Raw genomic sequence first — 14884 nt, 5'->3', positions numbered from 1 at the left:
TGCACTGCCCTCAGTACCTCAGTACCTATCTGACGGTTCGTCAGATAGTGGCAGGGCGGGCCGCCCAACGGAAGGGCTCAGGAGCCCAGCAAGCGGTCGATCTCCGCCTCCCCGTAACCGATTTCGGCCAGTACCTCCCGGCTGTGCTGGCCCAGCGTCGGCGGTGCCGAGCGCACCGGCGGGCGGACGCCGCGGAACGTGACGGGGAACGCGACCTGCTCCAGCGGCCCCACGTCCGGGTGGTCGACCTTCCGCACCATGCCGAGGGCCGCGGTCTGCGGGCAGTCGTAGACCTCGTCGAGGGTGCGGATGGGGGTGACTGGTACGCCGAGGGGCTTGAGCAGGGCCACCCAGTGGGCCACCGGCTCGTCGACGAGGACCGCCTCCAGTTTGGCGTTCAGGGCGGTGCGGTTGGCCACCCGGTCGCGGTTGCTCGCGAAGCGCGCGTCGTCCGCCCACTCCGGGTGACCGAGCGCGGTCACGAGGCGGCGGAACAGCGCGTCGTTGCCGACCGCGATCACGAAGTGCCCGTCGGCGGCCCGGTAGGCCTGGTACGGGACGAGGCTGGGGTGGCCTGAACCGAGGCGCCCCGGCCGCTCGCCCGTGGCGAAGTAGCCCGTCGCCCAGTTGATGTGCAGGGCGAGCTGGGACTCGTAGAGGGAAGTCGTGACGTACTGGCCGCGGCCCGTGCGCTCGCGTTCGACGAGGGCCGCGTTGACGCCGACGAGGCCGAAGAGGGCGGCGCCGAGGTCGCCCATCGCGACGCCCTGGATCATGCGCAGGAGGACGAGCAGGATCGGTGCGGCGGCTCCGATCCGGTCGTAGCCGGGAAGCAGCCCGACGCAGAAGGTGGCGCCGCCCATCATGGTGAGCGTCGTGATCAGGGCCTTCTTGCGGCCGTATCTGTCGCCGAAGTGCCCGAAGATCAGGCCGCCGAGGGGGCGGGCCAGGAAGCCGACCCAGAACGTGGCGAAGGCGGCGAGCGTGCCGACGGCGGGCGAGGCGTCGGCGAAGAAGATCTTGCCGAGGACCAGCGCGGAGGCCGATCCGTAGATGTAGAAGTCGAACCACTCGATGGTGGTGCCGACGAACGCGGTGACTCCGGCGCGACGGGCGTCCTTGGCGAGGGCGGGGTCCGGGGCGGGGTCGATGGCGGGCTGCGCGGGGGCGTCTTGCGGCATGCGAGCGTCCTCTCGGTGCGGCGGGTCCCGCCCGTGGCGCGGACACCGCGGCCCGTGCACGCTCCGTCGCGAGACGTGGATCACTCTGCCCCCACGCATTAGGCGCTGTCCAAGACCAATTCCGGGGCCGATTGAGCCGCGATCCCGCACAATCAGCCCCCGTGGTGCGCGGCCTCCGGGGCGTCGTCCGGTGTCGGCAGCACGTCCCGCGCCACCCGCAGCACCGCCTTCAGCGCCGCCGACGGGTTGCCGCTGCGCCAGCCGAGCGCGATCGGCAGGACCGGCACCTCGTCCCCGGCGAGCGGCCGGAACACCACGTGCTCCAGGTGGATGTTGCGCGCCGACTCGACGACGACCGCGACGCCGACGCCCGCGCCGACGAGCGCCAGCATGTTGTACGAGTCCGGGGCCTCCTGCGCGATCCGGGGCGCGAACCCGGCGTCGTGGCACGCCTGCACCATGGCGTCCCGCACCGCCGACTCGCGGGAGAGCGGGAAGGTGACGATGGGCTCGTCGGCGAGCGCGCGCACGGGGACCTCGGCGCGGTCCGCGAGCGGATGGCTGTCGGGCAGGGCGAGGACGAGTCGCTCCATGCGGACGACGCGGGCGGTGATGCCGCGCCGCACCGGCAGCGCCACGAAACCGAGGTCGAGCGTGCCGTCGGTGACCCGCCGCAACGCCTCACCGCTGTAGGTCTGCCCCTCCAACACCAGCTCGATACCCGGCAGTTGGGACGTCACGGCCCGCGTGAGCAACGGCAGCGCCGCATAGCTGCTGGCCCCGGCGAACCCGACGGACACCCGCCCGACCTCCCCCAGGTGCGCGGCCCGCACCGTCCTGCGCACGGACGTCGCGTCCGCGAGCAGCTTCCTGGCCGGCTCCACGAGCGCCTGCCCGGCGGAGGTGAGGCGGACGGTGCGGGTGGTGCGGTCGAAGAGCTTCACGCCCAGATCGCGCTCCAGCAACTTGATCTGCTGACTGAGCGGCGACTGCGCGATGTGCAACCGCTCCGCGGCCCGCCCGAAATGCAGTTCCTCGGCAACCGCAACAAATCCCGTGAGGTGTTTGAGTTCCACACACCCATTCAAGCCCCTGCGTCAGGGTGAGCCTTTCAAGCCCCTGCGTGAGGGTGAGCCTTTCAAGCCCCTGCGGCGATTGAGCAGCGGGGTGCAGGGGCGGAGCCCCGCCGGGTGACCTAATCCCTCGGCAGGCCCAAGATCCTCTCCGCCACCACATTCAACTGCACCTGCGTCGTGCCACCGGCAATCGTCAGGCACCGCGACAGCAGGAACCCGTGCAGCGCCCGCTCCCCCGCCCCCTCCCGAAGCGCCCCCTCCGGACCGAGCAACTCGAGCGCCAACTCCGCGACCTTCTGCTGGTGCGGCGTCTGCACCAGTTTGCGGACGGAGGCGCCCGCCCCCGGCTCCACGCCCTCGACCTGCTGCATGGTCGTACGGAGTCCGATGCACCCCAGCGCGTGCGCCTCCGCCGCGAGCGCGCCGATCCTCGCCCGGTACGCCCCGTCCAGGTCACCGGCCCGCGCGAGCAGCGACTCAAGGCCGGTGTCGAAGGTCAACTGGTCGGCCATGTGCACCCGTTCGTTGCCGAGCGTGTGCCGGGCGACCCGCCAGCCGTCGTCGACCTCTCCGACCACCGCGTCGGCGGGCAGCACCACGTCGTCGAAGTAGACCTCGTTGAAGAGGGAGTCGCCGGTGATCTCGCGCAGCGGCCGGATGTCGATGCCGTCGGTGTTCTTCATGTCGAGGACGAAGTACGTGAGGCCCTTGTGCTTGGGCGCGTCCGGGTTGGTGCGGGCGAGCAGGATGCCGTGGTCGGCCCACTGCGCGGCGCTCGTCCACACCTTCTGCCCGTTGATCCGCCACCGCCCGTCGGGCAGCCGCTCCGCCTTCGTGCGCAGCGAGGCGAGGTCGGAGCCCGCGCCCGGCTCCGAGAACAACTGGCACCACAGCGTCTCGCCGCGCAGGGTCGCCGGAAGGTACCGGTCGCGCTGCTCCTGAGTGCCGTACGAGATGAGGGAGGGGACGACCCACGTGGCGATGCCGAGGTCGCTGAGTTTTACTCCAGCTGCCTTCAACTCCTGCTGAACCGACAGCTGTTGGACCGGCCCGGCGCCGAGTCCGTACGGGGCCGGGAGGTGCGGCGCCGCGTAACCGGTCGGCGCGAGAGCCCGCCGCGCGGCCTTCGGGTCGAGGCCCCGCGCCCCCTCGATGACGTCCCGGGCCGCCTCCCGGTACCCGTCCGCCTCGGCGGGCAGCGCGAACCGCAGCTCGCGGCGGACTCCGGACTCGGCGAGCCGCACGGCACGCAGCCGGTGCGCGTCGCCCGCGCCGAGCAGCTGGCGGGCGACGACGGCGCGGCGCAGATAGAGGTGGGCGTCGTGCTCCCAGGTGAAGCCGATGCCGCCGAGGATCTGGATGCAGTCCTTGGCGCAGGAGTACGCGGCGTCGAGCGCGGCCCCCGCCGCGAGCGCGGCGACGAGCCCGCGCACGTCCTGACCGCAGTCCTCGTCCAGCGCCCGCGCCGCGTCCCAGACCAGCGCCGCCGCCTGCTCGACCCGCACCAGCATGTCCGCGCACAGATGCTTGACGCCCTGGAACTGCCCGATGGGCCGCCCGAACTGCTCGCGCACCTTGGCGTGTTCGGCCGCGGCGTGCAGCGCCCAGGCGGCGGTGCCGCAGGCGTCGGCGGCCAGCAGTACGCCCGCGAGGTCGCGCACGAGGGTGCCGTCGACGTCGAGGATCCGGTCGGCGGGCACGACGGCGCCGGCCGCCGTGACCTCGGCGGTGGGCCGGGTCGGGTCACCGCTCTCGTGCGCCCGCACGGTGAGCCCTGCGCCCTCCGCGTCGACGGCGACCCACACCACGCCGTCCGCGCTCTCCGCCGCGAGTACGAGGAGGTCGGCGTCGGCGCCCGTGAGGACGGGCGGCGCGACCCCGTCGAGCACCAGCCCGTCGGGGCCCGCGACGGCGCTGAGCCCGCCGGGGCCGAACGCGACGGCGCCGATCCGCTCCCCCTCGGCGAGGGAACGGGCGAGCTCGCGCCGCCCGGCCCCGCGCAGCACCTCGGCCGCGAGCACGCTGCCGACGAAGGGCCCGGGCAGCGCCGCGCGACCCGCCTCCTCCACGACCACCGCGAGATCGAGCAGGGTCCCGCCCCCGCCGCCGTACGACTCGGGGAGGTGCACCCCGAGGAGGCCCTGCCCGGCGAGACCGTCCCAGTAGGAGGGACGGTGGCCGGGCGCGGCCGGGGCGTCGAGCAGCTTGCGCACCTCGTCGGGCGGTACGGCGCGCGCGATCCAACCGCGCACGGCGTCCGCGAGTTCCCGCTGTTCCTGCGTGATGGCGATGCCCATGCGGCGCACGGTAGAACACGTTCCAGTAGACCGGAAGACCAAATCTGACACCGGGTCAGAAACAAGCGTTCACCGGACGGTGACGTAATGAAGAGGTAAAGGATTCCGCTCGTACGACGACCGTCGGAATAGTCGCCCCAGCCAACCGGTTCGACATACACACAACCTGCCCGCAGTCAGCCCCACCGACCGCATACCGACCGCACAACGCGCGCCCCGACCCCGGCGGCGCGCGTTCGCCGTCCCAAGCGTCACGTCTCAGTACGTGGACCGAGACCGCCTTCCGGAGGCCTTCCTTCATGTCCCAGCCGACGACTCAAGCCCGCCCGTCAGGCGGCGTCGTCCCCGTCCTCGCCTTCGCGGGCATCACCGTGGCGGTCATGCAGACGCTGCTCGTGCCGGTGATCAAGGACCTGCCCGAGCTGCTGAACACCGCCCCCTCCAACGCCACCTGGGTCATGACCTCGACGCTCCTCGCGGGCGCGGTCGCCACCCCGATCATGGGCCGCCTCGGCGACCTGGCCGGCAAGCGCCGGATGCTGCTCACCAGCCTCGCCATCATGGTGTTCGGCTCCCTGGTCTGCGGCTTCACGGACAACCTGCTCGTCATGATCGTGGGCCGTGCGCTCCAGGGCTTCGCCATGGGCGCCATCCCGCTCGGCATCGGCCTGATGCGGGACATGCTGCCGCGGGAGAAGCTGGGCTCGGCGATGGCCCTGATGTCCTCCTCCATCGGCGTCGGCGGCGGCCTCGCCCTGCCGGTCGCCGCGCTCGTGGCCCAGCACGCCGACTGGCACGCGCTGTTCTTCGGCGCCGCGGGCCTCGGCGTCGTCGGCATCGTCCTCACCCTCGCCGTCGTCCCCGAGAGCCCGCTGCGCGCGCAGGGCACCTTCGACATCGCGGGCGCCCTCGGCCTCACCCTCGGCCTCATCCTCTTCCTGCTGCCCATCACCAAGGGCAGCGACTGGGGCTGGAGTTCGGGCACGACGCTCGGCCTGTTCGCGGCCGCGCTCGTCGTGCTCGTCGCGTGGGGCCTCATGGAGCTGCGCCTCAAGGCCCCGCTGGTGGACCTGCGCACGACGGTCCGCCGTACGGTCCTGCTCACCAACCTGGCCTCGATCATGGTCGGGGTCGCCTTCTACGCGATCTCCCTGGTCCTCCCCCAGCTCCTCCAGCTGCCGTCGGCCACCGGCTACGGCCTCGGCCAGTCCATGGTCGTCGCCGGCCTGTGCGTGGCGCCGCTCGGCCTGACGATGATGCTGACGGCACCGGTCTACGCCCGGCTCTCCGCCAAGTTCGGCGCGAAGGTCACCCTGATCCTCGGCATGCTGATCATCGCGATCGGCTACGGCGCGGGCCTCGGCCTGATGAGCGCCGCCTGGCAGACCATCATCATCTCGGTCCTGATCGGCGCGGGCATCGGCCTCGCCTACTCCTCCCTGCCGGCCCTGATCATCGGCGCGGTGGACCCGTCCGAGACGGGTGCGGCCACCGGACTCAACACCCTGATGCGCTCCATCGGTACGTCGGTGTCCTCGGCCGTCATCGGCATGGTCCTGGCCAACACGGCGAACAACGTGGGCGGCGTCGCCGTCCCGACGATGCACGGCTTCCGGGTCTCCTTCCTCATCGCCACGGCCGCCGTCGCGGTGGGCCTCCTGCTCGCGATCGGCCTGCCGGGCCGCCGCAGGCCGACGGTCCAGCTCCGCGCCAGCAGCGAGGAGGACGCCGTCCTGGAACGCGTAGAGGAGGCCATCGCCGCCCGGTTCCACGGCCGCGTCCTCGACCCGGCGGGCCTGCCGGTCCCCCGCGCCAAGGTCACCCTGATCGACCGCCGCGGCCGCCAGGCGGGCGCCGCCCTCACCGACCACGAGGGCCAGTACGCCCTCGACGTCCCGGCGGGCGGCTCGTACGTCCTCGCGAGCACCGCCACCGGCCACGCCCCGCGCGCACTGGCCGCCACGCACCACGGCGAGGCCCGTCCGGTGCGGGTGGACCTGGCGCTCGAGGCGCTCGCCGAGTCGGTCCGGTAGGCAGGCCGCCGGGCTGCGGGCAGCTTCGGCGGAGGGCGCGTCACGCGGGTGCGTGGCGCGCCCTCTTCGCGTGGCACTCGAACCAGACGGTCTTCCCGCCCCCGGACGCCCGGTGCGGCACCACGCCCCACCGGTCGACCACGGCCGCGACGATGGCCAGTCCCCGGCCCGACTCGGCGCATTCCCCGCGGTCCTGCGGCTCGGGCAGCACGGGATGCGCGTCGGCCACCTCGACGCGCACCCCGGCGTCCGCCCGCATCATCCGCACGGTGCAGTTCCGCCCCGGCACATGGCGGACGACGTTGGCGATCAGCTCGGTCAGCGCGAGTTCGGCGTCGTCGGCGAGCTCCCCCAGCTCCCACACCCCGAGGTGGATCCGCAGGATGCGGCGCAGGTGCCGGGCGCTGTGCTCACCCACGGTGAGGCCGAAACCGTAGGACTCGGCAAGTCCCGCGTCCGGGGCGTCAGTTGCGTGATTCATGTCACCAGCGTGGGACGGTTCGATTACTCTCGGCTACGTCGTGATCGAAACGCCGCGAGGCGTTGCACGTCTGGGGTGACCGCCCGTGCCGAACATCCGCCGCGATCTTGACCCGGGCGCCTCGCCGCTCGACTACTACGGGTTCGAGCTGCGTCGCCGCCGCGAGGAGGCGGGCCTGAAGCTGGGGCAGTTGGGCGACTGCGTCTTCTGCACGGGTTCGCTGATCGGCCAGATCGAGTGCGCCAAGAAAGTGCCGACGCGGGACTTCAGCGAGCGGGTGGACGCGGCGCTGGGCACGGACGGCTTCTTCTCGGGCCTGGTGGGCCTGGTCCTGCGAAGCCAACTTCCGACCTGGTTTCAGGCGTACGCGGAACTTGAGGCGCGGGCCACGTACATCTCCACGTTCCAGTGCCAGCTGGTGTACGGGCTGTTGCAGACGGAGGAGTACGCGCGGGCCGTCTTGGCCACGGGTCGGCCCGCCAAGCCGGACGAGTTGCTCGCGGCGCGGATGGAGCGCCAGCGCATCCTGCGGCGCGAACAGCCTCCGCTGGGCCTGGTGATCCTCGACGAGGCGGTACTGCACCGCCCGGTGGGCGGCAGAGCGGCGATGCGAAAGCAACTGCACCATCTGTTGGACGTCCAGCGTGAACGGTTGATGCAGCTCCAGGTACTGCCGTTCCATGTTGGCGAACACGCAAGCCTGGCGGGATCGTTCACGTTGCTCCGTTTCGACGAGGACCCCGACCTCGTCTACACCGAGGATTTCGTGCAGGGGCACATGACCGCCAACCCGGAAACCATTCGGGAAGCGACCCTTCGTTACGCTAGCTTGCAGGCCACCGCCCTCTCCGTGGAGGAATCGGCGGCACTGATCAAACGCGTACTGGAGGACCGTTATGGGCAGCACCCAGGACCTGGCCAACGCCCAGTGGCGTAAGTCCAGTTACAGCGGCAACACGGGGGGCGAGTGCATCGAGTGCGCCACCGGCACCGGAACCGTCGCCATCCGCGACTCCAAGGACCCGGGCCTCGGCCACTTCCAGGTCACGCCACGCGCATTCCGCGCGTTCGTGGCGGCAGTCGTCGGCGGGCAGGTCTAGCCGAAACTCGGGGGACACCCCGGAGGCACCCCGCTAATGTCACCGCTCATGAGCTGGCTGCCGCAGGACTTCGTCCACCCCACCCACGTACCCGTGCCCGGAACCGGCCTCCACCTGAGGCCGATCCGGGAGGCGGACGCCGCGATCGACTACCCCGCCGTGATGGGCTCGCGCGAGCGCCTGTGGGAGATCTTCGGCCCGGCCTGGGGCTGGCCCGCGGAGACCATGACGTACGAGGCGGACCGCGTCGACCTGCTGCGGCACGAGAAGGAGATCGCGGCCCACCAGTCGTTCAACTACGCCCTGCTGAACGCGGAGGAGACCGCGCTCCTCGGCTGCGTCTACATCGATCCGCCGGAGCGCACCGGCGCGGACGCCGAGATCTCCTGGTGGGTGGTCGACAACCTCGCCGGCGGGGTCGAGGAGCAGACGCTCGACGCACTCGTTCCCGAGTGGATCGCCACCGACTGGCCGTTCCGGCAGCCGCGCCTCATCGGCCGCGACATCGGCTGGCAGGAGTGGCTGAAGCTGCCGGAAGTCCCGTAGGGGGCCGTCAGCGCCCCACGTCGAACCGCGCCTGCACACCCAGAAGTTCGGACACGTCCGACCCCGCCGCCAGCTCCCGCGGCTCCGCACCCCGCCGGAACAGCCGCGCCGCATGCGCACCCTCCACCGACGCCCGGTCCCCGGAAACCCGCAGCCAGGAGCCCTCCCGCAGGCCGAGGACCGGCACGTCGTTCTCTTCCAGGAACTCCGTGAGGCGCTGCTCGCGGGTCTCGCCCTTGTGGGTGGAGGACGGGTCCGGGTCCAGGTAGTGCGGGTTGATCTGGAACGGGACGAGGCCGAGCGTCTCGAAGGACGGCGGCTGCACGATCGGCATGTCGTTGGTCGTGCGGAGGGTGGGCGCGGCCATGTTGGTGCCGGCGCTCGCGCCCATGTACGGCAGGCCCGCGCGGACGGCCTTCGTCAGCGCGTCCCGCAGCCCGGTGCGGCAGAGCGCGCTCAGCAGCCGGAACGAATTGCCGCCGCCGATGAACACCGCGTCCGCCGCCGCGAGTTGGGCGAGCGGGTCGTCGCCCTCGTGGACGCCGTGGACCTCGATCCCCGCGCCCTCCAGCGCGCCGCGCACCTTCGCCGTGTACGCGTCGTGGTCGGCCAGCGCGTACGGCACGAACGCGAGGCGGGCGTTCGGCGGCAGGAAACCGGTGACCGTGTCGAGCGCGTGCTCCAGGTAGCCCTGGCCGTGCTGGGTGGAGTTGGAGAGCAGCAGAAGGTTCACGACGGGGTCGCTCCGATCAACGTAATCAACAGGCTGTGCACAAAGGTCAGTTGGCGGCCGTGCGGGTGCGGCGCGCGGGCTGCGGCGGATGCGTCAGGCGCCGCTCCAGAAGGTGGGCGGCCTTGCGCAGGGCGTCGAGGCGGTCGCCGGGCCCGTCGGGGAAGCGGTCCTTCGCGGCGCCGAGGCTGAGGCTCCCGTAGGGCTCGCGGCCGAGGAAGACGGGGACGGCCACCGTGCCGATCCCGGCGTCGTACTCGCCGACCGTCCACGCGTACCCCTGGGCCCGTACGGCGAGGAACTCCCGCTCCAGCTCGTCCGCGTCGGTCACCGTGCGTTCGGTGAAGCGGGCCATGGGGCGCCCGCGGAACAGCCGGTGGCGCTGGTCGTCGGGGAGGAACGCGTAGTACGACTTGCTGGTCGCGCCCGCGTGCGCCGGGTACAGCTCGCCGACCAGCGGGTAGTAGCGCAGCGGCCCTTCCTCGCCCTCGACGGCCGCGACGCAGCGCATGTGGAAGTTGTCGGGCAGGCAGAACAGGACCGTGTCACCGGTCGCCGCCCGCAGTTCCTCAAGGACCGGTCCCGCGAGGAGTTCCAGGGAACCCGAGCGCTCCCAGAGCCGGCCGAGCCTGAGCACCGCGGGTCCGATCCGGTAGCGCCGCGTCACCGGGTCGGAGACCAGGAAGCCGCGCCCGGCGAGCGTCGAGAGCAGCCGCTGCGCGACCGAGGTGTCCCAGCCGAACTCGGCGGCTACCTCCGTCACGCCCCAGTCGGGACGCGTCCGCTCGAACGCGAGCAGCACGAGCAGGGCCCGGTCGACGGTCTGAAGCGCGCCGGCCGGGGTCTTCCGGTCGAGCGGGATCTCCGGCACGCCATCTCACCATCCAGACCTGTATTGCAAATAACGGGAAAGGCTTGCCGACAACGCTATCCGATCCCGAATCTGCTGTCAGTACCGGTGCAATCCGCGACCGGGCGCAGCGCAGTGGGCGCGGCGCGGTGAGCAGTGAGAGGGACCCCGCATGTTGAAGTACGTCCTCGATGTCGTCGATCTGCTGGACGACCCCGACGCCGACGGCAAGCGCGCCGTCGCGTATCTCGACTCGGTCGCGGGCCCGGAGGGCTCCGGCGCCGAGGTGACCACCGTGGACGGCGAGCGCGGCTCGACCGACTTCGTGCTCGTCCGCGTCCCCGGCGCCAAGGGCCGCAGCCGGGGCGGCAGCGCCCGCACGCTCGGCGTCGTGGGCCGCCTCGGCGGCGTCGGCGCCCGGCCCGAGATGACCGGCCTGGTCTCGGACGCGGACGGCGCCGCCGCCGCGCTCGCCACCGCCGCGAAGCTTCTCGACATGCGCCGCCGCGGCGACGTGCTCGACGGCGACGTGATCGTCGCCACCCACATCTGCCCGGACGCGCCCACCGCCCCGCACGACCCGGTCCCCTTCATGGACTCGCCGGTCGACATCGCCACGATGAACCGGCACGAGGTCACGGACGACATGGAGGCCGTGCTCTCCATCGACACCACCAAGGGCAACCGCATCATCAACCACAAGGGCCTCGCCCTGTCCCCCACCGTCAAGGAGGGGTGGGTGCTGCGGGTCAGCGAGGAGCTGGGCGAACTCCTCGCCGTCGTCACCGGTGAGCCGTTGGTCACGTATCCCGTGACAACCCAGGACATAACGCCTTACGGTAACGGCGCCCACCACATCAACTCGATCCTTCAGCCGGCCACCGCGACCGCCGCCCCGGTCGTCGGCCTCGCCGTCACCTCTGCCTCCGCGGTCCCCGGCTGCCAGACCGGCGCCAGTCACGAGACCGACATCGCGGCCGCCGCCCGGTTCGCCGTCGAGACCGCGAAGGCGTACGGCGGCGGTCGGATCGACTTCCACGACGCCGACGAGTTCGACGCCCTCGTGAGCCGCTACGGCTCGCTCGCCCACCTTCAGACCCTCGGCAACGCACCCACGGAGTCGTAAGCCATGGCCACCACCAAGAAGAGCGTGGGCAGCGACGACTACGCGCTGTCCAGAGTCCCGAAGGACAAGCGGCTCGGCTTCTGGACGATGCTGCTCCAGTGGCTCGCCCAGTCCGGCTCCATCTCGCAGTTCACGCTGGGCGCCACCATCGGCGTCGGCATGACCTTCGGCGACGCGTTCTGGGCCTTCACCCTCGGCGCGGTCATCCTCGAAGTCGTCATCTTCCTCATCGGCATGGCGGGCATGCGCGAGGGCCTCGCGACGCCACTGCTGACCCGCTGGGTCGGCTTCGGCCGCAATGGCTCCGCCCTCGTGAGCTTCATCATCGCCGTCAGCCTCGTCGGCTGGTTCGGCGTACAGAACACGATCTTCGGCGACAGCGTCTCGTCGCTGGTCGGCGGCCCGTCGTGGCTGTGGTGCATCGTCGCGGGCCTCGCCATCACCGTCCTGGTGATCTTCGGCTTCCGCTACATGGCGATCTTCGCGAAGATCGTCACACCCCTCTTCTTCGCGATGGTCGCCTGGTCGGTGATCGACGCACTCTCCGACCACTCCATCGGCGATCTCATCAGCTCCCCGCCGCCCGGCCAGGCCATCCCGCTCTCGGTCGCCGCGACCGCCATCGCGGGCGGCTACATGACCGGCGCGATCGTCGCGCCCGAGATGACCCGCTACAACAAGAAGGGGTCGCACGTCTTTCTTCAGACGGCGTCCTCGATGATCCTCTCCGAGTACATCGTGGGCCTGACCGGCGTCCTCCTCGGCCACATGGTCAAGAGCGACCAGGTCTCGCAGATCGTGCTCTCCACGTCCGGCGTCTTCGGCGTCCTGGTCGTCCTGATGTCGACCGCGAAGATCAACGACTGGAACCTGTACGGCTCCTCGCTCGGCGTCGTCAACTTCTTCCAGGTCGTCTTCAAGAAGCGCCTGCACCGCGGCGCCGTCACCATCGCCCTCGGCGTAGCCGGAACGGCCCTCTCCGCAGTCGGCATCATGACCCACTTCACGGAATTCCTTTCCGTCCTCGGAGTGGCCATCCCGCCCATCGGCGGCATCGTCGTCGCCGAGTACTGGGTGGTCCGCAAGATGCGCAGGCCGCTCGACGAGACCCGGGAAGCAGGCACGCTCCCGGCCACCTCCCCGACCTGGGTGCCGATGTCCCTCGTGATCTGGGCCGCCGCCTTCTGCGTCGGCAAGTTCTACGACGGCGGCATCCCGGCCCTGAACTCCCTGGCCACCGCGTTCGTCCTCTACGCCGTGCTCGGGCTGCTCGGCTGGATCAGGACGTACGGCACCACGACCCTGGCCGACGACGAGGACACGCGTCCCGCCGCCGCCGAGCAGACCCCCGTAGGAGCGGCATGACCACCCTTGCTTCGGAAGAGGCCCAGCGCGAAGTCGTCGAACTCTGCGCCGAGCTGATCCGCTTCGACACCTCCAACCCGACGAGCGACGAGCGGGCCTGCGCGGACTGGGTCGTGTCCCGCCTCGCCGAGGCCGGCATCACCTCCGAACTCGTCGAGAGCGCACCGGGCCGGGCCAGCGTCATCGCCCGGATCGAGGGCGCGGACCGCACGCGCGGCGCCCTCCTCGTCCACGGCCACCTCGACGTCGTCCCGGCGGACGCGGCCGAGTGGCAGGTCCCGCCCTTCTCCGGCGAGATCCGCGACGGCTACCTGTGGGGCCGCGGCGCCATCGACATGAAGGACACGGTGGCCGTCATGCTGGCCACCGCACGGCACTTCGCGCGCACGGGCACCAAGCCGTCCCGCGACCTGGTCCTCGCGTTCCTCGCGGACGAGGAGGCGGGCGGCAAGTTCGGCGCGCACTGGCTCGTCGAGCACCGCCCGGACCTCTTCGAGGGCGTCACGGAAGCCATCGGCGAGGGCGGCGGATTCAGCTACGCGCTCGACGACACCCGGCGCCTCTACCCGATCGAGAACGCCCAGCGCGGCATGGCGTGGATGGAACTGACGGCGAACGGGCGGGCCGGGCACGGCTCGTCGCCCAACGACGAGAACGCGGTGACGGACCTCGCCGAGTCCCTCACCCGCATCGGCCGCCACACGTTCCCCGTCCGCCTCATCGAGCCCGTACGGGCCCTGCTCCAGAAGGCGGCCGACCTCCAGAACGTGGAGATCGACTTCGAGGCCGAGGACCTGGACGCGGAACTCGCCAAGCTCGGCCACGTAGCGGACTTCATGCAGGTGGTGCTCCGCAACTCCGCGAACCCGACGATGTTCACGGCCGGCTACCAGACCAACGTCATCCCCGGAAAGGCGAAGGCCCGCGTCGACGGCCGCTTCCTCCCCGGACACGAGCAGGAGCTGATCGACGCCATCGACGCACTGCTCCTGCCGTCCGTCTCCCGCGAGTGGGTCAACCACGACATCGCGATGGAGACGACGTTCGACGGGCCGCTCGTCGACGCCATGTGCGACGCGGTGCGCGCCGAGGACCCGGAAGGACACCCGGTCCCGTACTGCAACCCGGGCGGCACGGACGCGAAGGCGTTCACCAAGCTGGGGGTGCGCTGCTTCGGCTTCAAGGGCCTGAAGCTCCCGGCCGACCTGGACTACGGACGCCTCTTCCACGGCGTGGACGAGCGGGTGCCGCTGGAGGGCCTGCGGTTCGGGGTGCGGGTGATGACCCGGCTCTGGCAGGGCTGCTGAACGGCTCCGCCGTGGGGACTGTGACGTGTAATGACGGTGGGACCGTCATTACACGTCACAGTCCCCCCACCCCCGGGCCGGGCCGCAGTCCGCGTAGGGCAGAGTGAGCGGCATGAGCATCACAAGCCGCAGCCACACCCCCGCCCCGGACGTCCTCGCCGCCTTCGAGGCGGCCAAGGGATTCATGCCGCGCGGTGAGGGGCTGGCGCTGTACGCCGCCGCCGTCGAGGCCGCGGCGCTCGGGCTGCCGCTCCTGGAGGTCGGCACGTACTGCGGGCGGTCCACCATCCTGCTCGCCGACGCGGCGCGCGCCGCCGGGGTCACGGCGCTCACCGTCGACCACCACCGGGGCAGCGAGGAGCAGCAGCCGGGCTGGGACTTCCACGACCCCGAGACGGTCGACCCCCAGGTCGGGCTCATGGACACCCTCCCCACCTTCCGGCGCACGCTGCACGCGGCGGGCCTGGAGGACCACGTGGTCGCGCTCGTCGGAAAGTCGCCGCGGGTCGCGAAGGCGTGGGGCGGAAAGCTCGGGCTGGTCTTCATCGACGGCGGGCACACCGACGAGCACGCGAACGCCGACTACGAGGGCTGGGCGCCGCACGTCGCCGAGGGCGGCCTCCTCCTCATCCACGACGTCTTCCCCGTGAAGCACGACGAGTGGACGGGGCAGGCGCCGTACCGCGTGTACCAGCGGGCACTCGCGTCCGGGGCGTTCACCGAGGTCTCCGAGTGCGACTCGCTGCGCGTCCTGCGTCGAAGTGGCGCCGGGATCTGAGCGCACGGTTAAGG

The 14884-nt window shown here is 71.4% G+C and carries 14 protein-coding genes; 8 read left to right on the top strand and 6 right to left on the bottom strand.

All coding sequences use genetic code 11. From position 1 onward, the window contains the following. Positions 1-77: 77 nt before the first annotated feature. From ACNYS0_RS28305 to ACNYS0_RS28295, 3 genes are all read right to left on the bottom strand, one after another. The gene (locus ACNYS0_RS28305) at positions 78-1181 is read right to left on the bottom strand and encodes a CoA transferase (protein ID WP_422477341.1); all 1104 of its coding nucleotides are present in this window, start codon (positions 1179-1181) and stop codon (positions 78-80) included. Between the two features lie 152 nt (positions 1182-1333). After that, entirely contained in the window at positions 1334-2257 is a 924-nt protein-coding gene (locus ACNYS0_RS28300) for a LysR substrate-binding domain-containing protein (RefSeq protein WP_422477339.1), read from the bottom strand. A gap of 119 nt (positions 2258-2376) precedes the next feature. After that, positions 2377-4554, bottom strand: a complete 2178-nt coding sequence (locus ACNYS0_RS28295; protein ID WP_422477337.1) for an acyl-CoA dehydrogenase family protein — start codon at positions 4552-4554, stop codon at positions 2377-2379. Between the two features lie 299 nt (positions 4555-4853). Here ACNYS0_RS28295 and ACNYS0_RS28290 point away from each other — a divergent pair, with 299 nt between their 5' ends. Continuing rightward, positions 4854-6587 (top strand): MFS transporter, encoded by a 1734-nt coding sequence (locus ACNYS0_RS28290; protein WP_422477335.1) that lies wholly within the window; start codon positions 4854-4856, stop codon positions 6585-6587. Between the two features lie 40 nt (positions 6588-6627). Here ACNYS0_RS28290 and ACNYS0_RS28285 read toward each other — a convergent pair whose 3' ends face one another. Beyond that, the gene (locus ACNYS0_RS28285; protein WP_422477333.1) at positions 6628-7068 is read right to left on the bottom strand and encodes an ATP-binding protein; all 441 of its coding nucleotides are present in this window, start codon (positions 7066-7068) and stop codon (positions 6628-6630) included. 85 nt (positions 7069-7153) lie between these two features. On the opposite strand from ACNYS0_RS28285, the gene ACNYS0_RS28280 reads away from it, so the two are divergent. The 3 genes from ACNYS0_RS28280 to ACNYS0_RS28270 are packed head-to-tail and all read left to right on the top strand — an operon-like array spanning position 7154 to position 8714. Next, entirely contained in the window at positions 7154-8005 is an 852-nt protein-coding gene (locus ACNYS0_RS28280) for a helix-turn-helix domain-containing protein (protein WP_422477331.1), read from the top strand. After that, positions 7965-8168, top strand: coding sequence for a DUF397 domain-containing protein (locus ACNYS0_RS28275; protein WP_422477329.1), 204 nt, complete (start codon positions 7965-7967; stop codon positions 8166-8168). The genes ACNYS0_RS28280 and ACNYS0_RS28275 overlap by 41 nt, the downstream gene beginning before the upstream one ends. A 48-nt stretch (positions 8169-8216) precedes the next feature. Further along, positions 8217-8714 (top strand): GNAT family N-acetyltransferase, encoded by a 498-nt coding sequence (locus ACNYS0_RS28270; RefSeq protein ID WP_422477327.1) that lies wholly within the window; start codon positions 8217-8219, stop codon positions 8712-8714. A gap of 7 nt (positions 8715-8721) precedes the next feature. On the opposite strand, the gene pepE is transcribed toward ACNYS0_RS28270, so the two are convergent. Together pepE and ACNYS0_RS28260 are read right to left on the bottom strand one after the other, a co-directional pair. Then, complete coding sequence (pepE, locus tag ACNYS0_RS28265; protein ID WP_422477325.1) at positions 8722-9447, bottom strand: dipeptidase PepE; 726 nt, start codon at positions 9445-9447, stop codon at positions 8722-8724. Positions 9448-9493: 46 nt separating this feature from the next. Further along, entirely contained in the window at positions 9494-10315 is an 822-nt protein-coding gene (locus tag ACNYS0_RS28260; protein ID WP_422477323.1) for an IclR family transcriptional regulator, read from the bottom strand. 151 nt (positions 10316-10466) lie between these two features. On the opposite strand from ACNYS0_RS28260, the gene ACNYS0_RS28255 reads away from it, so the two are divergent. From ACNYS0_RS28255 to ACNYS0_RS28240, 4 genes are all read left to right on the top strand, one after another. Then, positions 10467-11420 (top strand): DUF1177 domain-containing protein, encoded by a 954-nt coding sequence (locus ACNYS0_RS28255; RefSeq protein ID WP_422477321.1) that lies wholly within the window; start codon positions 10467-10469, stop codon positions 11418-11420. Between the two features lie 3 nt (positions 11421-11423). Continuing rightward, entirely contained in the window at positions 11424-12785 is a 1362-nt protein-coding gene (locus ACNYS0_RS28250; RefSeq protein ID WP_422477319.1) for a cytosine permease, read from the top strand. After that, positions 12782-14092, top strand: coding sequence for a M20/M25/M40 family metallo-hydrolase (locus ACNYS0_RS28245; protein WP_422477317.1), 1311 nt, complete (start codon positions 12782-12784; stop codon positions 14090-14092). Before ACNYS0_RS28250 ends, ACNYS0_RS28245 begins: the two co-directional genes overlap by 4 nt. 112 nt (positions 14093-14204) lie before the next feature. After that, positions 14205-14870 (top strand): class I SAM-dependent methyltransferase, encoded by a 666-nt coding sequence (locus ACNYS0_RS28240; protein ID WP_422477315.1) that lies wholly within the window; start codon positions 14205-14207, stop codon positions 14868-14870. Positions 14871-14884: the final 14 nt, after the last annotated feature.

The organism is Streptomyces anthophorae, assembly GCF_049310305.1.
Classification (GTDB): domain Bacteria; phylum Actinomycetota; class Actinomycetes; order Streptomycetales; family Streptomycetaceae; genus Streptomyces.
The sequence above is the reverse complement of the archived record's forward strand: the minus strand, read 5'-3'. Positions and strand labels throughout refer to the sequence as shown.